Origin of the sequence: Bradyrhizobium sp. NP1 (genome assembly GCF_030378205.1) — a bacterium.
GTDB lineage: Bacteria > Pseudomonadota > Alphaproteobacteria > Rhizobiales > Xanthobacteraceae > Bradyrhizobium.
The window spans coordinates 486,627-505,547 of the sequence record NZ_CP127385.1; the positions used below are offsets into that span (position 1 = coordinate 486,627).

Below are 18,921 nucleotides of genomic sequence, written 5' to 3' on the forward strand. Positions count from 1 at the left end.
AATGAACAAGCCGGGCCGCTATCGCTTAGCCGAGGCGCAATCCGTCCGCCGCATGAGATCGGCAAGGAGGGTCAAACATGAAAACATGCCTCGTGGTCGACGATTCCCGTGTCGTGCGAAAGATCGCCCGGCAGATCCTGGAGAAACTCGATTTCGCGATCATCGAAGCCGCCGATGGCGAGCAGGCGCTGCAAGCCTGCAGGGATGCCCTGCCGGACGCCATCCTGCTCGACTGGAACATGCCCGTGATGGATGGCTACGAATTTCTCGGCCGTCTGCGCGACCTGCCAGGCGGCGAGGGGCCGAAGGTGGTGTTCTGCACCACCGAAAACAACATCGAACATATCTCGCTGGCGCTGCGCGCGGGTGCCGACGAGTACATCATGAAGCCGTTCGACAAGGAAATCGTCGCCGCGAAATTCATGGAAGTCGGCTTGCTGCAATCCGCCGGCCCGTCCGCCTGAATCCGAAGCGTTTGCGTCAAGAGAGGCCGTCGTGATCCCGTCCGACTATGAGTATCTGCGCAAGTTTCTCAAGGAACGTTCCGGTCTCGATTTGTCGGATGACAAGCAGTACCTGATCGAGAGCCGCCTGCTTCCGCTCGCGCGCAAGTCCGGCCTGCCCGGGATCGGCGAGCTGGTGCAGGCGATCCGCGGCGGCGCCGCGCCGCTCGCAGGCCAGGCGGTCGAAGCCATGACCACCAACGAGACGTTCTTCTTCCGCGACAAGGCGCCGTTCGACCATTTCCGCGAGCTGATCATGCCGGAGTTGTTGCGGGCGCGCACATCCCGCAAGAGCATCCGGATCTGGTGTGCTGCATCTTCGACCGGCCAGGAGCCCTATTCGCTCGCGATGTGCATCAAGGAGATGGGGCTGGCCATGGCCGGGTTCCGCGTCGAGATCGTCGCGACCGACCTCTCCGAGGGCGTGCTCGAAAAGTCGAAGGCGGGCCTGTACAGCCAGTTCGAGGTGCAGCGCGGCCTGCCGATCCAGCTTCTCGTCAAATACTTCAAGCAGAGCGGCGAGCTGTGGCAGATCAGCCCGGATATCCGCGCGATGGTCCATCACCGGCGTTTCAATCTGCTGCACGACTTCACGCAACTCGGCACGTTCGACGTGATCTTCTGTCGCAACGTGCTGATCTATTTCGATCAGCCGACCAAGGACAACATCTTCCGACGGCTTGCCGGAACCATCGAGCGCGACGGTTTCCTGGTGCTCGGCGCGGCCGAGACGGTGGTGGGCCTGACCGGGGCGTTCGAGCCGCAGCCGGAACGCCGCGGCGTCTATCGGCCGAGCGCGACGCAGTCGGCAAGGCTGGCGGGCAAGCCCGCGGCCGCGCCGCAACTGGCAGCGCTGGCGGGGATCTAAGTGATGGCGGAGGACGGCAAGATTCTCGACCGCGTGACCTTCAGCCGCGGCTACGACGTTTGCATCATGGCCATCGACGGCACCTGGCGGCGCAATTGCCAGCTCAACGCGATCTCCGACAACGACGCCATGCTGAGCGTCGAGGGTTCGATCCAGGGACTCAATCTGAAGGAGTTCTTCCTGCTGCTGTCGTCGACCGGCCTTGCCTATCGTCGCTGCGAATTGATCAAGGTCAACGGCGCGGAGATGGACGTTCAGTTTCTGAAAGCCCGGCAGGGAAAGCGGAAGGTGCGCGAGGCCGACGCATAACGCGCGCGTGAGCACGGCGTGAGCGGCTGATGGAGATAATTGTGCCCCGGCGGCGGTGGCCGGCCACCGGCGCGACCGGCCTTGACGTCGGATTCACGCGGTTCCCGCGTTCCTCAGGAAATGCAGTGCGGCGGTGAGGCGCTCGTCCGACATCTTCAACGCTGCGTGAGCCTTCTCGTAAGGCAGCGTGAGATCATCAAGCACGAAGACGTCGGCCGGTTCCTCGGCAGCCGCGGCTTCGCGCGCAATAGTCATTTCGACCAATGCGAGGCTGGCCTGCACGCGGCCGACCAGAGAGGTCAGATCGGCGACCACCGATCGGTGGCTGGCATCTGGCCGTCCATCCGCCGGCTCGGTCGATTTGTCTCGCTTTTCTTGCATCGATGCGCTCCGATCTCGCGTTGTATGGCGTGCGTTGCTACTTGTGCGTTAAGTCGTGCTCCCGTACAAATACGGACACGCCGAATTCCGCACGGCGAGCGGGTCGGCAGTGCGTCTGATTTTCGCTGTCTATGGGCGGTGGCACATGGCCGAAAAAGCAGCCTCGCGTGGTGAGGTCTTCGTCGTCGACGATGATCCTGCGGTTCGCGACACCCTATCCCTGGTGCTGAAGGCGGCGGGCTATGATGTGATTTGCTTTGCGGACGGCGCGGCGTTGCTCGCGGTGGCAAGGAGCCGAACCCCGGCCTGCATCCTGCTCGACGTGCACATTCCCGGCAAATCCGGTCTCGACATCCTGAAGGAACTGCACGGCGAGGAGTATCCGGCGCCGATCTTCATCATCTCCGGACAGGGCGACATCCCGATGGCGGTCAGCGCCATCAAGCACGGCGCGCTTGATTTCGTCGAGAAGCCGTTTCGCGGTAGCGAGATCGTGATGCGTCTCAATGAGGCGATCACCGCCTATCAGCGCCGCCAGCAGGAAGCCGCGATGCCGAAAGTCGCGTCGCTGCATTTTCCGGGACGCGAGCCGTTGACGCGGCGCGAGCGCGAGGTGCTGGAACAGTTCACCGCCGGCGCGTCGAACAAGGAAGCCGGCCGCCAGCTCGGCATCAGCCCGCGCACCATCGAGGACCACCGCGCCAACATCATGAAGAAGCTCGGCGCCCGCAACGCCGCCGACCTGATCCGAATCGTGATGACTGCCCAGCGCGCCTGAGGGCGCGTCGCGCTCACTCCGCGAACGGCCGCTTCGGCGCTTCGAGGCAGCCTTTGACCGCGGCAAGCAGATCCGCCGGCTTGAACGGCTTCGGCAGGCTTGCGATCGCCCCGAGCCGCGTCGCTATTTTCAGGAAATCGGGCGCCGTCGCCGGATCCCAGGACAGCGGCCGGCCGGATACCATCAGGATCGGAAGCTGCGGCCGGCGTTCGAGGATGTGGCGCATCGTCTCCAGCCCGTCCATTCCCGGCATGAAGATATCGAGGATGAGCAGGTCGAACGGCTCGGCCTCGCATAGCGCAAGGCCGCGCGATCCGTCGTCGGCCGCCACCACGCGATGGCCGGCACGCTCCAGCACGATCCGGATGGTGGCCTGCACCGCCGGCTCGTCGTCCACGATCAGGATATCCGCCAACGCCAATTTTCTCCGGGGTCGTCCCATCGCCGGCAGGTTGCAGCATTGCACTGAAACCGGCGACGCGCGCAAGCGCGAACGCGTTCGACCATCGTCGCGTTGCCAAGTTCGCGGACTTTGCTTTCCTGTACAAGCTGCCGGGCAGACGCATGCCACCGCCGAGGGGTGCGCGATTTGGCTTCGATGGCGCCAGCTGCGAACGCTCGCGCTCCCCTCATGATGCAGCGCACCAGGAGCCGCGCCTCACCCCGCACCGCCGGGCTTGCCCGCTTCCAACCCCTGTGGGATGACGCCTGCTAAAGCATGATCCGGAAAAGTGGGTACCGGTTTTCCGAAGAAGATCATGCTCAATAAAGAGCTAAAGTGTGATGGCGATTTGAAGCCATCGCGCTTTAGGCCCTCGACGATGACGGATTCCGCCATGACGAAAAAGAAAGACCCGCAGACGCTGCGCAGCGCGCGCTGGTTCGCGCCCGACGATCTCCGCTCCTTCGGTCACCGCTCGCGCGCCATGCAGATGGGCTATGCGCCGGAAGAGTGGAAGGACCGCCCGGTGATCGCGATCCTCAACACCTGGTCGGACGCGCAGCCCTGCCACATGCATTTCAAATCGCGGGTCGACGACGTCAAGCGCGGCGTCCTGATGGCCGGCGGCTTCCCGCTCGAGCTGCCGGCGCTGTCGCTGTCGGAGTCGCTGTTGAAGCCGACCACCATGCTCTATCGCAACCTGCTGGCGATGGACGCCGAGGAATTGCTGCGCGGCCATCCCGTCGATGGCGTCGTGCTGATGGGCGGCTGCGACAAGACCACGCCGGCGCTGCTGCTTGGCGCCACCAGCATGAACCTGCCGACGATCTATTTGCCGGCCGGCCCGATGCTGCGCGGCAACTGGAAGGGCAGGACGCTCGGCTCCGGCTCGGACGCCTGGAAATATTGGGACGAGCGGCGCGCCGGAAAAATTTCCGAAAGGGACTGGGTCGATGTTGAGGCCGGCATCGCGCGCAGCTACGGCACCTGCATGACCATGGGTACCGCCTCGACCATGACGGCGATCGCGGAGGCGATCGGCATGAGTCTGCCCGGCGCCTCGTCCGTCCCGGCGGCGGACGCCGGCCACATCCGCATGGCCTCCGAATGCGGCCGCCGCATCGTCGAGATGGTGTGGGAGGACCTCACGCCGCGGAAGATCCAGACCAGAAAGGCCTTCGAGAACGCGATCACGGTCGCGATGGCGATGGGCTGCTCGACCAACGCGATCATTCATCTGATCGCGCAGGCGCGCCGGGCCGGGTGCGACATCTCGCTCGACGATTTCGAGAAGGCGAGCCGCAAGGTGCCCGTGATCGCCAATGTCCGGCCCTCCGGCGACAAATATCTGATGGAAGACTTCTTCTATGCCGGCGGCCTGCCGGGCCTGATGAGCCGCATCCGGGATCATCTTCATCTCGATTGCCTCACCGTCACGGGCAAGCCGGTTGGCGACAACATCGCGCACGCCGAGGTCCATGACGACGACGTGATCCGCACCGTGGACAACCCGATCTACCGGGAAGGCGCGCTCGCCGTGCTCAAGGGCAACCTCGCGCCGGATGGCTGCGTCATCAAGCCGTCGGCTTGCGATCCGCGCTTCCTCAGGCATACCGGGCCGGCGCTGGTATTCGACGATTATCCGTCGATGAAGAAGGCGATCGACGATCCCGATCTCGACGTATCAGCCGATCACGTACTGATCCTGCGCAATGCCGGGCCGCAGGGCGGGCCCGGCATGCCGGAATGGGGCATGCTGCCGATCCCGACAAAGCTCGTGAAGCAGGGCGTGCGCGACATGGTGCGGATTTCGGATGCGCGGATGAGCGGCACCAGCTACGGCGCCTGCATCCTGCATGTCGCGCCGGAATCCTTCATCGGCGGGCCGCTGGCGCTGGTGCGGAATGGCGACCGCATCATGCTCGACGTCGCTTCGCGCAGCATCAATCTCGACGTGCCGGAGGCCGAGCTCGCAAAACGCCGTGCCGAGTGGACGCCGCCGGAGCGACGCTACGAGCGCGGCTATGGCTGGATGTTCTCGCGCCACATCCGGCAGGCCAATGACGGCTGCGATTTCGATTTCCTCGAAACCGGCTTTGGCAAGCCAGTGGAAGAACCGTCGATTTATTAACCGCCCGTCATTCCGGGGCGCGCGCAGCGCGAACCCGGAACCTCGAGATTCCGGGTTCGCTTCGCGCCCCGGAATGACAGCAGGATCAGCCAAATGTCAAAACTCAGCGACGCCACCCGCAACAAACTGAAGACCGTGTCGACCGCGACGGTCGCGACCGCGCTCTACAAGCGCGGCTTCCGCATCCAGTGCATCCAGGATGTCCACCCCTTGAGTCCCGATCAACCGACCATGGTGGGGGAAGCCTTCACGCTGCGCTACATGCCCGCGCGCGAAGACCTCAACAAGCTCGAGGTGTTCCGCGACCGGTCGCATCCGCAGCGCAAGGCGATCGAGGATTGCCCGCCCGGCGCGGTGCTGGTCATGGACAGCCGGAAAGATGCCCGCGCCGCTTCCGCCGGCGCGATCCTGGTGACGCGCTTGAAGCAGCGGGGCTGTGCCGGCGTCGTCACCGATGGCGGCTTTCGCGATGCGGCGGAGATCGCCAGGCTCGGCTTTCCCGCCTTTCACCATCGGCCGAGTGCGCCCACCAATCTGACGCTGCACCAGGCGATCGAGATCAACTGCCCGATTGCTTGCGGCGACGCGCCGGTGTTTCCCGGCGACGTCATCCTCGGCGACAGCGATGGGGTGATCGTGATCCCCGCGCATCTCGCGGACGAGATCGCGGATGAGACCTTCGAGATGACGGCGTTCGAGGATTTCGTCACCGAGGAGGTGCGCAAGGGCCGCGGCATTTTCGGACTCTATCCCGCCACCGACGAGCAGACGCTGAAGGATTTTGCCGAGTGGCGGAAGAAGATGGGAAGGTGATACTTACTTCACCTCTCCCCGCGTGCGGGGAGAGGGAGAACTCACACCTCGCCCCGTTCCGCCATCCCGACCGCCCACAGCGCAAACGCATAGACGATCGCGACCTCGTCGAGCCGGTCGAACCGCCCCGACGCGCCGCCATGGCCCGCGCCCATGTTGGTGCGCAGCGCGACCGGGCCGCCGCCGGTCATGGTGGCGCGCAGCCGCGCGATCCATTTCGCCGGCTCCCAATAGGTGACGCGCGGATCGGCGAGCCCGCCCATCGCGAGGATGGCCGGGTAGCTTTTGGCCGCGACATTGTCGTAGGGCGAGTAGGAGAGGATGGTGCGGAAATCCTTCTCGCTCTGGATCGGATTGCCCCACTCCGGCCATTCCGGTGGCGTCAGCGGCAGCGAATCGTCCAGCATGGTGTTGAGCACGTCGACGAACGGCACTTCGGCGACGATGCCGCCGAACAACTCGCCCGCCCGGTTGGCGACTGCGCCCATCAGCATGCCGCCGGCGCTGCCGCCATGGGCGACGAGGCGCTTTTCGCTGGTATAGCCGGCATCGATCAGCGCACGGGCGCAGGCCGCGAAATCATCGAAGGTGTTGGTCTTCTTGTCGCGCTTGCCGTCGAGATACCAGCCCCAGCCCTTGTCGGTGCCGCCCCTGACATGCGCGATGGCGTAGGTGAAGCCGCGATCGACCAGCGACAGGCGGTTGGCGTTGAAGGACGCCGGCATCGCGACGCCATAGGAGCCGTAGCCATAGAGCAGCAGCGGCGCCTTGCCGTCGCGCGTGAAGTCGCGCCGGTGCAACAGCGAGACCGGCACCTCGGCGCCGTCATGGGACTTCGCCATGATCCGCGTGGTGACGTAGTCGGAAGGGTTGTGTCCGGAAGGGATCTCCTGCCGCTTGCGCAAGGTACGCGTGCGCTTGGCCATGTCGTAGTCGTAGACTTCGAGCGGCGTCGTCATCGAGGAATAGGAGAAGCGCAAATTCGTCGTCTCGAATTCGTAGGAGCCGAGCGTATCGAGCGAATAGGCGGCCTCGTCAAAGGCGATGGCGTGCTCCTCGCCCGTCCTGAGATCGCGGATGACGATGGAGGGCAGCGCATTGGCGCGCTCCAGCCGCACCATGTATCCCGAATAGAGGTCGTGATCGATCACATAGATGCCGGGGCGATAGGGAATCAGGTCGCGCCAGTTCTTGCGTTCGGGCGAGCGAAGCGGCGCGGTGACGATCTTGAAATCGATCGCGTTGTCGGCATTGGTGAGGATGAACAGCTCTTCGCCGCGGTCGGCGATTGCATATTGCACGCCGGTCTCGCGCGGCGCGATCAGCCGCGGCGGTGCGTCGGGATTTTCGAGATCGATGATGCGCTGCTCCGATGTCTCGTGGTCGCCGCCGGCGATCACGCAGAAGCGGCCGCTGGTCGACTCATGCAGATGGGTGAACCAGCCGGGGTCCTTTTCCTCGTAGACGAGGATGTCGTCCGATTGCAGCGTGGCGAGGCGATGGCGCCAGACCTGCATCGGGCGGTGGTTGTCGTCGAGCTTGACATAGAAGAAGCTCTTGCAGTCCGCGCTCCACACCACGCCTCCGTCGGTTTCCTCGACGAGGTCGTCGTGGTCCTTCTTGCCCTCCCAGTCGCGCACGCGGATCGAGAAATATTCCGAGCCCTTGGTGTCGGCGCTCCAGGCCACGAGGCGATGATCCGGCGAATGGCGGCTGCCGCCGAACTTGAAATAGTCGTGGCCTTTCGCAAGCTCGTCGCCGTCGAGCGCGATGGTCGCCTCGCCGCCGTCGCGCGGCATGCGCGCAAACAGCTCGTGCTGGCCGCCCTCGCGGAATTTGCGGAAATAGGCGAACGGGCCATCCGGCGATGGCACGCTGGAATCGTCCTCCTTGATGCGGCCGCGCATTTCCGCAACCAGCTTCTTCTGCAGGGCAGCGGTATGGCCGAGCAGGCCTTCGGTAAAGGCGTTCTCGGCCTCCAGGTATTTGCGGATGTCGGGATCGAGCACCGCGGGATCGTGCAGAACCTCCTGCCAGTTCGGGTCCTTCAGCCAGGCGTAATCATCCGTGATCGTGATGCCGTGGCGGCTGAAGGAATGCGGCCGGCGCGGCGCGACGGGTACCGGGGTCTGTTTTTGCAGGGTTTCTGTCACGTTGGTTCTCGTCTTTTCCCGCTTGCTCTCAGCCGGCCTGATATGGGCTCAAACCGCGGAAATTGCCAGAGCGCGGGGCGGGCGGGTCAGTTGTTCCGCAGTCGCGCACCCGCATTGGCGCCGAACATCGGAATGCGGTTCACCGCCAGCACCACCACGAAGGTGATCACCAGCATGGCGATGCCGAGCACGGCGATGGCGGCGAGGTCGCCGCTTTCGTTGAGATCGTAGATCAGGACCGAGATCACCTTGGTCTGCGAGGTGAACAGCACGATTGCGGCGGACAGCTCGCGCATCACGCCGATGAAGATGAAGCACCAGGTCGCGATCACGCCGGTGCGCAGCAGCGGCGCGGTGATCTGCACCAGCGAGCGCAGCCGGGTGGCGCCGAGGATGCGGCTTGCGTCTTCCAGCTCGGGGTGGATGGTCGTGAACGCCGCCTGCAATTGCTGATAGGCGGAGGGCAGGTTGATGGTGAGGAACGCGATCAGGAGGATCCACAGCGTGCCGTAGAGCACGAAGGGTGGCCGCGTGTAGCTTAGGAACAGTCCGACGCCGAGCACGATGCCGGGCACGGCGACGGGTGCGGTGGCGAGGAAGCCGAGCGCGCGCCAGCCGGCAATCACACGCCGCGTCGTCACATAGGCAATGATGAGCGCGAGCGCCGTGCCGATGGTCGCGGTCGCGGCGCCCAGGATCACGGTGTTCTTCAGTGCCAGCCCGGTCGACGACAATTCGGTGAAGACGAAGACGATGTTGTGCAGGGTCAGTGTCGAAGGCGTCGCGAGCGTGGTGGCGTTCGGCGAGAACGCGGCGTTGAGCAGCGCGAAATAGGGCAGGAACACCGGGCTGAGCAGCAGCAGGAGGCAGAACGCCAGCGCGGCCCACCGCCACGCCTTCAACTCGACGCGGCGGGGCGCGCCATATTTGCCGCCGACCACCGAGTAGCCGCGGCGTCCGAGGATGAATTTCTGCGCCTGCAGGAGCAGGATGGTGAGGAGCAGCAGCGGCACCGCGGCGGCCGCGGCCAGCTCCAGCTTCGGCGGATACTGGAACAGGCTCCAGATCTTCGTGGTCATGGTGTGGAAGCCGGCCGGCAGCGCCAGGATCGCCGGCGAGCCGAACAGCGTCATCGCCTGCAGGAAGGCGATCAGCGCACCCGCCACCAGCGCCGGCAACGCCAGCGGAATGGTCACGCGCCGCGCCGTGGTCCAAGCCTTGCCGCCGAGGATCGCGGAAGCGTCCTCCAGTTCGCCCGGCATGGTGTCGAGCGCGTTCGCAACCAGCACGAACACAAAAGGAAAGGTGTAGCAGGAGATCACGAAGACGATCCCCGCCATCGAATAGATGTTGAAGAGATAGGTGTCGGACTCCGCGCCCGTCAGCGTCCGGTAGAGCTGATTGAGCAGGCCCGAGTTCGGTGCGGCGAGCAGCTCCCAGGCGACCGCGCCGAGGAAGGGCGGCGTCACGAAGGAAGCCGTCACCAGCGCACGGATGATCTGCCGCCCGGGCATGTCGGTGCGCGACACCAGCCAGCTGAGGGGAGCAGCGACCACGCAGCAGATCACGGCCGAGCTCACGGCGATGATCGCGGTCGTTGCCAGCGGATCGAGGAAGTCGGGATCGGTGAACAGCGTGACGAAGTTTTGCAGCGTGAAGTGCCGCGCCTTGTCGGTGAGGCTGAACACGCCCAGCCACGACATGGGTAGCGCAATCAGGATGATCAGGCAGGCGGCCACCAGCCAAAGCACCGGCTTTGTGAAGTCGATGCGGGGTTTTGCAGGCCGCTCTGTTATCTGGATTGTTGTCATCTCGTCGCCTTCGATCCAGAGCTCGCGCAATGTCTCTGACTCCCTCCCCCTGAAAGGGGGAGGGGGGCAGCCGAGACGATACACGGTGACCCCCTCCCGTCGCTTTGCGACGACCTCCCCCTTTCAGGGGGAAGTTAAGAACGTCCGGTCGCACGGCTGTCTACATTCCTCACACCCGAAACAGCTTCGCATAACGCGCCTTGATCTCCTCGGCGGCAGCCTCGACGCCTGCCGGGTCCTCCTGCATCAGCTTGATGTCGGAAAGCTTGCGCCGGCCGGGCTTCGAGGTGACCTGCGCATGGACGGAATATTGCGCGGTGAAGTCGGTGAGGAACTGCTGGGTTTCGCGCGTGTGCAGCCAGGCCTGCAGCAGCCGCGCGGCGCTCGGATGCGGCGCGGAGGCAAAGACGCCTGTCGGTCCCGAGACGGTCGGCGTGCCCTCCGTCGGATAGACCGGCTCGACCGGCTGGCCTGCTTCCTTCAGCAGCACGACATTATATTCATTGCCGTCGGCCATGACGCCGCGCTCGCCGAGCGCGAGCTTTTTCGGCGGATCGGTCGAGGACTGCACCTGCATCACGCGCTGTTTCGCCAGCTTCTCGTAATAGCCCCAGCCGAGCGCCCTTATCGTCTGGAAGGTCGCGGTCATGATGGTGCCGCTATAGGCGGGATGGCCCTTCACCATCTTGCCTGCCCATTTGGGATCGAGCAGGTCGGCGAAGCTCTTCGGCGCCTCCTCCGGCTTCACGAGGCTGGTGTTGTAGGCGATCGAGGACAGCCATATCCTCGTGGTCGCGAACATGCCGTCGGCGTCGCGATAGTTGTCGGCAAAGAATTTCGCGACGTCCTCCGGGACGAACGGCGCGAGCCATCCGCTCTTCTTCCACGGAATGAAGTGCGAGGCGTCGGCGCTGTTGACGACGTCGGCGGCGTGGATGTCGGAGGCAAATTCCTGCGCGATGCGCTGGAACAGCCGCTCGGAGCCGGCACGCTCGATCTGCACGGCGACGCCGGGATAGGCCGCCTCGAACGCCTTGCCGAGCTTCTCGCCGATCGGCAGGTCCATCGCCGAGTAGAGCACGACCCGGCCTTCCTTCTTCGCGGCCTCGACAAGCTCCGGCGTGATCGCGACCGGCGGCGGCGCCTCTGCGCGCGCAGGTTCGGCGAACACGGTGCCGAGCGCGAGCGCGCCTGCGCCCTTCAGCACATCACGCCGCGACAGCTTTTTCTTCATCACGCGCTCCCCTCTCAGCGGCTCAGCGCCCGGCAGCGCTCCGGCGGCAGCGTCAGCCAGACCTCGCTGCCTTTGGAGACCGCGGTTTCCGGCGCCGTCGTCACCCGCAGCGTCGTGCCGTCGGCGCTCTCGACCAGGGTGTCGCGGCTGGCGCCGAGATAGACCTGCCGCATCACGACGGCCTTTACCGTGTTGCTCGGGTCGGCCGGCGCCGACGTCGCAAGCTTGATGTCGTGCTGGCGGATCGCGACCGCCGCCGCCTGGCCCGCGGACAGTTTCGCGCCGACCACGCGCATGGTCGTGCCGGCAAAGCCGATGTGATCGGCGTCGCGCGCCGTGCCCTTGATGACATTCGCGGCACCGATGAAGCGTGCGACGAATTCCGATTGCGGGCGGTCGTAGATGTCCTCGGGGCTCCCGAGCTGGTCGATCTTGCCGCCATTCATGACCGCGATCAGGTCGGCGGTGGTCATTGCTTCCGACTGGTCGTGGGTGACGTAGACCGTCGTGTAGCGGTATTCGTCGTGCAGCCGCCGGATCTCGAAGCGCATCTCCTCGCGCAAATTCGCGTCCAGGTTCGACAGCGGCTCGTCGAGCAGCAGCGTCTGCGGCTCGACGATCAGCGCGCGCGCCAGCGCCACGCGCTGCTGCTGGCCGCCGGACAGCTCGCCGGGATAGCGTGCGGCGAGCGGCTGCAGTTTCGTGGTGGCGAGGATCGCGTCCAGCTTCCTTGCGATGGTGTCGCGGTCGAGCTTGCGCAGCTTGAGGCCGTAGGTGATGTTGTCCGCCACCGTCATGTGCGGCCACAGCGCGTAGCTCTGGAAGATCATCGACATCTTGCGGCTCTCGGGCGGCAGGGTGCGCGCCTTCGAGGACACCACGCGATCGCCGACATGGATCTCGCCGTCGGACGGCTCGAGGAAACCGGCAATCAGCCGCAAGGTGGTGGTCTTGCCGCAGCCGGAAGGGCCGAGCAGGCAGACCAGCTGGCCGTGGTCGATTGTCAGCGAGACCTGGTCGACGACCGCAAGCGCGCCAAAGCGCTTGGTCAGGCCGCGCAATTCAACCGACGCCACTCAGATCCTCCCGCGCTTATTTTCTTGGAGCCCGAGTATAAGCACTAAAAGTGATGAGGGGAAAAGGTCTGGGGAACCTCGTCCTTCGTAGGATGGGTTGAGCAACGCGAAACCCATCGCGCGTTGGCATCTGCAGGATGGGTTTCGCTTGCGCTCAACCCATCCTACGGCGCCGCTTCGAAAGCCGGGCTAAGGCTTCACACTTTCGCCGAGCCAGTCGATCGCGGCCTCCACGCCGCCCCTGCCGTGGGGGATGTCGAGCGCGTTGAGGGCGACCTCGATCACCCCGAGCGTCCCCAAAATCATCGGCGCGTTGACATGGCCCATATGGGCGATGCGGAACGCCTTGCCTTGCAGCTCGCCGATGCCGACGCCGAGCACCACGCCGCATTTCTCCTTGCAGTAGCGCAGCAGCTTCACCGGATCGTGGTCGCTGCCGACCAGCACGGTCGTCACCGTGTTCGAGCGCTCGGCGGCTTCCGGGATGTTGAAGCCGAGGGCCTGCCCCTCTGCCCACACGGACACCGCGCGGCGGACCGCCTCGCCAAGCAGGCGGTGGCGTTCGAAGGCGGCAGGCAAGCCTTCGGCGAACAGCATGTCGATCGCCTGGCGCAGCGCGAACAACAGATGCACCGGCGCGGTGCCGGCATATTTGCGGTAGTGCTCGGTGCCCTCGCGCTCGGTCCAGTCCCAGTAGGGCGTGCGCAGATTGGCCTTCTTGTGCGCTTCCCGCGCGCGCTCGTTGGCGGCGACGAAGCCGAGCCCCGGCGGCGTCATCAGGCCTTTCTGCGAGCCGGACATCGCGACGTCGATGCCCCATTGATCCATCTCGAACGGCATGCAGCCAAGCGAGGCCACGGTGTCGACCATGAACAGCGCGGGATGGCCGGTCGCCTTGATCGTCTTGCCGATCGCCGCGATGTCGTTACAGGCGCCGGAGGCGGTGTCGACCTGCACGGCGAGGATCGCCTTGATGCTGTGGCCCTTGTCTGCGCGCAGCCGCGCTTCCACCGCTTCGGGCCGGATTGCGCGGCGCCAGTCGCCCTTGAGCACCTCGACCTCGGCGCCCATCGCGCTCGCGGCCGCGCCCCAGTTGATCGCAAAGCGCCCGCTTTCGAGCACCAGCACCTTGTCGCCGCGCGACAGCACGTTGGAAAGGGTCGCCTCCCAGGCGCCATGGCCGTTGGCGATGTAGATGTAGGATTTGCCCCTGGTCGCGAACAGTCTTGACAGGTCCCGCAGCAGGCTGTCGGTCAGATTGACCATCTGCTCGGAATAGATGTCGAGCGCCGGGCGGTGCATCGCCTGCAGCACCTCGTCGGGCATGGTGGTCGGCCCCGGGATCGCCAGGAACTCGCGGCCCGCACGAACGGTCATGTGGTGATTTTCCTTGTTGGGCACGTCATGGATGCAATCTATCGGTACAAATTTCAAGCGGAGGAAGTGCCTATCTGGCATTCGTAAAAGGAGCTCGCCCGCAAAATCCTGCGCATGTCAGGGCCGGGGGGCCAGCGTCTGCGTGATGCTGCGCCAGATCTGGTCCTTCAGCGCGGTGGCCGGCGGGCTCGGGATGATCGTCACGCTGCCGGTCTGCTTCTTGCAGTCCGCGACCAGCCGCAGGACCCAGACCTCGCCGTCGGTGAAATAGGGATCGCCGCCGCCATTGCGCCCGGTCAGCGTCAGCCCGACGCCCGTCACCTGATATTTGGCGGTCACCATGCCCGCGGTCTCGAGGTCACGCGCAAGCTGCTCGCGCTCGGCGTCGATGTCGGGATCGATATGGTGGGTGATGGCGCCGGTGAAATGGCTGACGCCGACGCCCTTGTCGAAGGTCGCATCACCGAGCCAGACCGGGCGGTTCTCCTGGCCGTGATCCAGCACCTTCCAGAACCGCACATGGTGGCGGCGGTCGGCGCTCTTGCCGGCCGGCTTCTCGAAGGCGAGGTCCTCGCGCCGGTCCAGATAATAGAGCGGGCTCACCGGCGCATCCGGATAGGCTCGGTCGAGCAGCACGCTTCCTGCGATCTCGATCGAGGAGCGGAACGTCACGGGATCGGCGGGAAACCAGCCCGCGGCGTTCATCGCGCACAGCACCTCCTTCTCGTCGCCGATCAAGCCGACATTGATGGCGTCGCCGGGAATCCCCTGCGCAGTGCGCGTCACCATCGGAAGACTCGCGAGACCCTTCTGGTGCTCGTAGTGGGTCCAGAATGCGGGCAGCACGAGATAGGCGATGAGCGTGTAGACGAAGACGATCGCGATCAGGCTCGACAGCACGCGCGCGAGCCTTGCGTTTTCGCGGGCGTTTTCACGGGCATCAAGTTGGTGGTCGCTCACGGTCGGCACAGGCGCTTCTGCTCCCTCTCCCCGCTTGCGGGGAGAGGGCTGGGGTGAGGGGGCATCTCCACAGGCCACGCACGTGGAAAGTCCCCCTCACCCGCATCGCTGACGCGATGCGACCTCTCCCCGCAAGCGGGGCGAGGTGAACGAGCCCGCGGACGAACCGATTTAATCAAACGCAATCGCGCCTCAGTCTGACAATCCCCACCCTCTCACCGCCGGGTCTCGCGGCAGCCGGCGGCCTCGGCCTCCTCGACCGAGCAGAACCAGCGCGTGCCCTTTGAGATCTTCATCTTGATCTGCGCGTACCAGCGGCTGGTCGGCTGGTGATAGATGCATTCGCCCGCGCTGTTGACGTTGCCCTTGATGGTGCAGTCGGGCGACGGCGCGACCGGGCCTGACGCCGAGGCGAGCAGGATCGCGTGGGAATTTTCCGGCGGCTTGGTGGCGCCGAGGATCGCGGTCTTCTTGTTGCGCACGCGCCAGTCCCATGGCGCGATGAAGGCGCCCTGCCACATGCCGGCCTGCGCCTCGCGCGCGGCCTTCTCGTCGGCCGAGTAGTCGTGGGAATAGCGCGTATACGCCAGCGCCCAGCCGCTTTGCACCAGCCATTTCTGGATGTCCTCGCCCTCGACCTCGCAGCGCGCCACGCTGCGGCCGCGGCGGTCGGTGCGCTGCACGTGGCAGGTCCAGCTCTTGCCGTCGACATGCTTGATCAGCTCGTCGCGCGCGGCGATCCCGCAGGTCCAGCGCTCGCCCTGCTTGTTGAGGCAGAGCTGGTCGACCGAGGGCGCGTCGACGCCGCCGAGCCGGATGCGGGCATTGCCGATGTGGATCTGGTCGCCGTCGCGGATCTTCGGCACGCCGGTGATGTCGGCGGCATGCGCCGCCGGTGCCGCGAGCAGGCATGATGCAGCAAGTAGGCAGGTCGTCGGTTTCATCGGCACTCCCCAGGGCCCATCGCCGGCGAATTTTGCGGGCAATTTCGCTTCTCTGCCAGCCTTCACCAATGCGTGAACTTTCAACTTCCCGTCATTGCCTCGTCGTTTTTCGCTCCTCGCAATGATGGTTGCCGCTGCGCGCTATGCACGCTGCGCCATCATGCGCCCGCGCGCCAGTGCCAGGCCCATCAGCACGAAGGCCGAGGTGACTTCCGCGCCCCCGACCAGGATGCGGGTCGGGGTCTTCATCTTGTTCCACTCATAGGCCTTGAACGGGCCGTGGCGGCCGCCTTCGCCGAGCTGGCTGACGATGCAATGAAGCGCCGGCGTGAAGGTCTCGACATCCGCGCCGAGATGGCTGAGCGCGATCAGCGCGAGCGCCGCGTCGAACACGTTCATCTCGCGCGCGACGATCTCCTCCTCGACATAGGCGAGCACGCGGATGCGGATGAAATCGAAGCTGCCATGCGGATCGATCGCGGCGCGCGCGGCATGCGGCAGCGCCATGAACGCCGCGTAGCAGCGGCCGAAATAGGCGGAATAGAGCTCCGGCAAATAATAGATGTGCGAGCGCGGATTCCTGAACGCGCCGCTTTCGGCCAGCCGGCGCTGGAAGCCGATGATGCGCTGGACCGTCTGTAGCCGCTGCGGCGTCTTCAGGACCTTCCAGCGCTCGAGGTTGCGGAAGGAGACTTCCAGCACATCGAGGTTGAGCGTGGGATCGAGGTCGTTGCCGTACGGCCGCTCGCCGGCAAGGCTGTCGATCCAGGTGGCGATGCCGCCTTCATAGTCGATGTTGTCGTTGAGCGGCACCGTCACGCGCGGCTCGTTGTCGCCTTCGCGCACCTGGTAGCCGGCGTAGAAGTCGAGCAGCGGCTGCTCCAGCACGGGATCGGTCGAGCCGGCCTGGGTGGCGGCCGAGAAGGCGCAGGCCGTGGTGTCGCAGTCGGGCACGTAGACGCCGAAGCCGAGATCCTGCTTGATCTGGGCGAAGAAGCGGGAAAAGCGCGGATGCGGCAGCGGCGCCAGCGCGGTGACGACGTCGAAGCGCCGGCCATCGTCGCTGCGCACCTCCTCGCGGCTGATGCGCAGGCAGAAATCCACCATGTCCGTGATCGCGAGGCGCGCGGCCTCCGCTTCGCCCGACGACGCCAGCCCGCTCTCGATGTAGCCGAGCAGCGCCTCGGTGAAGAAGGCGTCGTAATAGGCCGAGCGGTGGCGGATCTGCATCGGCTCCCACATCGGCTCGGCGATGCCGCGCCACGGCGGATTGATGAGCCGGCCGGCCGCCGAGCGGGCGATGAAGACGCGCGCGAGGTTGAACAAGAGCGTCGAGTTCTTGTAGCCGCGCGACTGCAGGCCCGTCAGCGCCATCAGGAATTCGCGGCCGCGCAGATCGGGATCGCCGATCAGGTTGAAGGCGGCATAGGTCGGGATGAAGCCGTTCTTCTTGTATGAGCGCAGCAGGTGCGCGGCGCAGGTCCGGATCACGGCTTCGATGCGTGCGAGCGGCGGGGCGGCCGCGCCATCGGCCAGCGGCGGAGGCTGCGGGTGGTCGAGCGCGATGGTGTCGATGAGATCGGCGACCGGCCGGCCGACCGCCTCCCAGTCCGGCGTCGCCTGGTCGCGGGCAAGCGCCAGCGCGGCGCGCAAGCCGCTCAGACGGGCCGGCTCGGCGAGTTCGGGCAGCCCGGCCCGGCGCAGGATGGTCCGCAAAGCGGGGTTGCCGAGCGCGGTCCGGTAGAATTTCGAAAGGTGCGCGTCGCCACCCTGGTGGTGCAGCAGGATGGGGTCACAGACGTCGAAAAGCGACGGCCCCTCTTTCCGCATCGTCAGTGCCCGGTAGGTGGCACCGGCGAAACCGTGAAAACTCATGGGAAGTGTCTTTCCGCGCGACGTCTTTGAAGCGCGCGCAGGGCGGGGCCGCCCGGTGAGGCTCAAAAGAGTAGGTTCAAAAGCTACACCCGTGGCCGGGAATTACAAATGTGACGTCCGTCACGGCACGGATCGTTAACTTTGCGGCGGGATTGGGCGACCGGATGGAACCCTTTTGGCTCGGTCGTCCTGCCGGAAGAGAGGAAAATCTTAACGTAATTTCAATGGCTTGAACGGCATCCAGATTGCTTGTTGCGGGATCGGCCGGGGGAGGTTAAGGGTTTGTTTGTTGCGGCGCCGCAAATTGAGCGCATTTCGACGACACACCCCTGCAACCCCTCAAACCTAAGTGACGTTGACGCGACCAATAGGGCCCGCGCCTGTGACCAGGATTGATTGTGATGAACCTGAGTAAGCTTTGCCTGTCCCGCCGTTCGCTTGCCATCGCCGCCGCGCTGGCCGGAACGGTGTCGCTCGTCATCGGCGCGCATGCCGCGCTGAGCCTGCGGGCGCTGGATGCCGCGAAGGCGGTCTCGACCGAGCAGGCGGCAGATGCCGCGAGCCGCCCGTCGCGGATCGCGCTCGTCATCGGCAATGGTCACTACCCCGATGCCAACATCCCCCTGGTCCAGCCGGTCAACGATGCGCGGGCGCTGTCCGGTGCGCTGCGCCGCGACGGCTTCGACGTCGACATGGTGGAGGATGCGACCCGCGACGACATGGTGCGCGCGGTCGAGCGCATGAAGTCGAAGATCAGGCCGGATTCCGTGGTCATGCTGTTCTTCGGCGGCTATGGCGTGCAGGTCGGCCGCGAGAGCTACATGATCCCGGTCGACGCCACGATCTGGAAGGAGAGCGACGTCCGCCGCGGCGGCGTCTCCATCGAGTCCGTGCTGTCCACGATGAAGGAGCAGGGCGCCCGCGCCAAGCTGGTCGTGGTCGACGCCTCGCGCCGCAATCCCTATGAGCGGCGCTTCCGCGCCTTCTCCCATGGGCTGGCGCCGATCAACGCGCCCGACAATGCGCTGATCCTGTCGTCGGCGACGCCGGGCAAGGTGATCGACGATGCCAAGGGCGACAACTCGGCGCTGGTCGCCGAGCTCTTGAGCAATCTGTCCGCGCAGGCCGGCGGCGCCGAAGCCGTGTTCAACAAGACCCGCGTTGCGATCTCGCGCGCCTCCGAAGGCGAGCAGGTGCCCTCGGTCTCCTCCTCGCTGCTGGAAGACGTCCGCCTCGGCGCCAACGGCGGCTGAGCGCCGACCGATC

At 65.4% G+C, this 18,921-nt stretch carries 17 protein-coding genes; 7 read left to right on the plus strand and 10 right to left on the minus strand.

Features of this window, described 5'->3' with window-relative positions; translation table 11 throughout:
- Positions 1 to 77 precede the first annotated feature (77 nt).
- From QOU61_RS02380 to QOU61_RS02390, 3 genes are read left to right on the plus strand one after another with little or no spacing between them, the layout of a single operon-like run.
- On the plus strand, positions 78 to 464 hold the full coding sequence (locus QOU61_RS02380) for a response regulator (RefSeq protein ID WP_289656552.1): 387 nt from the start codon (positions 78 to 80) through the stop codon (positions 462 to 464).
- Positions 465 to 495: 31 nt separating this feature from the next.
- Complete coding sequence (locus QOU61_RS02385) at positions 496 to 1,371, plus strand: CheR family methyltransferase (RefSeq protein ID WP_289656553.1); 876 nt, start codon at positions 496 to 498, stop codon at positions 1,369 to 1,371.
- 3 nt (positions 1,372 to 1,374) lie between these two features.
- The gene (locus QOU61_RS02390) at positions 1,375 to 1,680 is read left to right on the plus strand and encodes a PilZ domain-containing protein (RefSeq protein ID WP_289656554.1); all 306 of its coding nucleotides are present in this window, start codon (positions 1,375 to 1,377) and stop codon (positions 1,678 to 1,680) included.
- A gap of 93 nt (positions 1,681 to 1,773) precedes the next feature.
- Here the strand turns inward: QOU61_RS02390 and QOU61_RS02395 are convergent, their stop codons facing one another.
- On the minus strand, positions 1,774 to 2,061 hold the full coding sequence (locus QOU61_RS02395) for a hypothetical protein (protein WP_289656555.1): 288 nt from the start codon (positions 2,059 to 2,061) through the stop codon (positions 1,774 to 1,776).
- Positions 2,062 to 2,206: 145 nt separating this feature from the next.
- On the opposite strand from QOU61_RS02395, the gene QOU61_RS02400 reads away from it, so the two are divergent.
- Positions 2,207 to 2,839, plus strand: a complete 633-nt coding sequence (locus QOU61_RS02400; protein ID WP_289656556.1) for a response regulator transcription factor — start codon at positions 2,207 to 2,209, stop codon at positions 2,837 to 2,839.
- 13 nt (positions 2,840 to 2,852) lie between these two features.
- Here QOU61_RS02400 and QOU61_RS02405 read toward each other — a convergent pair whose 3' ends face one another.
- Positions 2,853 to 3,254, minus strand: coding sequence for a response regulator (locus tag QOU61_RS02405; RefSeq protein ID WP_289656557.1), 402 nt, complete (start codon positions 3,252 to 3,254; stop codon positions 2,853 to 2,855).
- A 421-nt stretch (positions 3,255 to 3,675) separates the two neighbouring features.
- On the opposite strand from QOU61_RS02405, the gene araD reads away from it, so the two are divergent.
- Together araD and QOU61_RS02415 are read left to right on the plus strand one after the other, a co-directional pair.
- Positions 3,676 to 5,412, plus strand: a complete 1,737-nt coding sequence (araD, locus tag QOU61_RS02410) for an L-arabinonate dehydratase (RefSeq protein ID WP_289656558.1) — start codon at positions 3,676 to 3,678, stop codon at positions 5,410 to 5,412.
- Between the two features lie 93 nt (positions 5,413 to 5,505).
- Complete coding sequence (locus tag QOU61_RS02415) at positions 5,506 to 6,225, plus strand: ribonuclease activity regulator RraA (protein ID WP_289656559.1); 720 nt, start codon at positions 5,506 to 5,508, stop codon at positions 6,223 to 6,225.
- A gap of 41 nt (positions 6,226 to 6,266) precedes the next feature.
- On the opposite strand, the gene QOU61_RS02420 is transcribed toward QOU61_RS02415, so the two are convergent.
- From QOU61_RS02420 to QOU61_RS02455, 8 genes are all read right to left on the minus strand, one after another.
- Positions 6,267 to 8,378, minus strand: coding sequence for a S9 family peptidase (locus QOU61_RS02420; protein WP_289656560.1), 2,112 nt, complete (start codon positions 8,376 to 8,378; stop codon positions 6,267 to 6,269).
- An 86-nt stretch (positions 8,379 to 8,464) separates the two neighbouring features.
- Positions 8,465 to 10,219, minus strand: a complete 1,755-nt coding sequence (locus QOU61_RS02425; RefSeq protein WP_289656561.1) for an ABC transporter permease — start codon at positions 10,217 to 10,219, stop codon at positions 8,465 to 8,467.
- A 139-nt stretch (positions 10,220 to 10,358) separates the two neighbouring features.
- Entirely contained in the window at positions 10,359 to 11,423 is a 1,065-nt protein-coding gene (locus QOU61_RS02430; RefSeq protein WP_289656562.1) for an ABC transporter substrate-binding protein, read from the minus strand.
- A gap of 14 nt (positions 11,424 to 11,437) precedes the next feature.
- Positions 11,438 to 12,499, minus strand: a complete 1,062-nt coding sequence (locus QOU61_RS02435; protein WP_289656563.1) for an ABC transporter ATP-binding protein — start codon at positions 12,497 to 12,499, stop codon at positions 11,438 to 11,440.
- A gap of 189 nt (positions 12,500 to 12,688) precedes the next feature.
- On the minus strand, positions 12,689 to 13,876 hold the full coding sequence (locus tag QOU61_RS02440) for a pyridoxal-phosphate-dependent aminotransferase family protein (protein WP_289656564.1): 1,188 nt from the start codon (positions 13,874 to 13,876) through the stop codon (positions 12,689 to 12,691).
- Positions 13,877 to 13,993: 117 nt separating this feature from the next.
- Positions 13,994 to 14,836 (minus strand): LssY C-terminal domain-containing protein, encoded by an 843-nt coding sequence (locus QOU61_RS02445; protein ID WP_502876874.1) that lies wholly within the window; start codon positions 14,834 to 14,836, stop codon positions 13,994 to 13,996.
- 215 nt (positions 14,837 to 15,051) lie between these two features.
- Positions 15,052 to 15,780: a thermonuclease family protein gene (locus QOU61_RS02450; protein ID WP_289656565.1), complete on the minus strand. Its 729-nt coding sequence runs from the start codon at positions 15,778 to 15,780 to the stop codon at positions 15,052 to 15,054.
- A 141-nt stretch (positions 15,781 to 15,921) separates the two neighbouring features.
- Positions 15,922 to 17,655 carry a hypothetical protein gene (locus QOU61_RS02455; RefSeq protein ID WP_289656566.1) on the minus strand — a complete coding sequence of 578 codons (1,734 nt, stop codon included), beginning with the start codon at positions 17,653 to 17,655 and terminating at the stop codon, positions 15,922 to 15,924.
- Positions 17,656 to 18,056: 401 nt separating this feature from the next.
- Here QOU61_RS02455 and QOU61_RS02460 point away from each other — a divergent pair, with 401 nt between their 5' ends.
- Positions 18,057 to 18,908 carry a caspase family protein gene (locus QOU61_RS02460; protein ID WP_289656567.1) on the plus strand — a complete coding sequence of 284 codons (852 nt, stop codon included), beginning with the start codon at positions 18,057 to 18,059 and terminating at the stop codon, positions 18,906 to 18,908.
- The last annotated feature ends 13 nt before the right edge of the window (positions 18,909 to 18,921 follow it).

What these genes read in the sequence shown, in the direction of transcription:
- QOU61_RS02380 (WP_289656552.1), top strand. Translation starts at nt 78, where the DNA reads ATGAAAACATGCCTCGTGGTCGACGATTCCCGTGTCGTGCGAAAGATC.
- QOU61_RS02390 (WP_289656554.1), top strand. Translation starts at nt 1,375, where the DNA reads ATGGCGGAGGACGGCAAGATTCTCGACCGCGTGACCTTCAGCCGCGGC.
- QOU61_RS02395 (WP_289656555.1), bottom strand. Translation starts at nt 2,061, where the DNA reads ATGCAAGAAAAGCGAGACAAATCGACCGAGCCGGCGGATGGACGGCCA.
- QOU61_RS02400 (WP_289656556.1), top strand. Translation starts at nt 2,207, where the DNA reads ATGGCCGAAAAAGCAGCCTCGCGTGGTGAGGTCTTCGTCGTCGACGAT.
- araD (WP_289656558.1), top strand. Translation starts at nt 3,676, where the DNA reads ATGACGAAAAAGAAAGACCCGCAGACGCTGCGCAGCGCGCGCTGGTTC.
- QOU61_RS02415 (WP_289656559.1), top strand. Translation starts at nt 5,506, where the DNA reads ATGTCAAAACTCAGCGACGCCACCCGCAACAAACTGAAGACCGTGTCG.
- QOU61_RS02430 (WP_289656562.1), bottom strand. Translation starts at nt 11,423, where the DNA reads ATGAAGAAAAAGCTGTCGCGGCGTGATGTGCTGAAGGGCGCAGGCGCG.
- QOU61_RS02440 (WP_289656564.1), bottom strand. Translation starts at nt 13,876, where the DNA reads ATGACCGTTCGTGCGGGCCGCGAGTTCCTGGCGATCCCGGGGCCGACC.
- QOU61_RS02450 (WP_289656565.1), bottom strand. Translation starts at nt 15,780, where the DNA reads ATGAAACCGACGACCTGCCTACTTGCTGCATCATGCCTGCTCGCGGCA.
- QOU61_RS02455 (WP_289656566.1), bottom strand. Translation starts at nt 17,655, where the DNA reads ATGAGTTTTCACGGTTTCGCCGGTGCCACCTACCGGGCACTGACGATG.
- QOU61_RS02460 (WP_289656567.1), top strand. Translation starts at nt 18,057, where the DNA reads ATGAACCTGAGTAAGCTTTGCCTGTCCCGCCGTTCGCTTGCCATCGCC.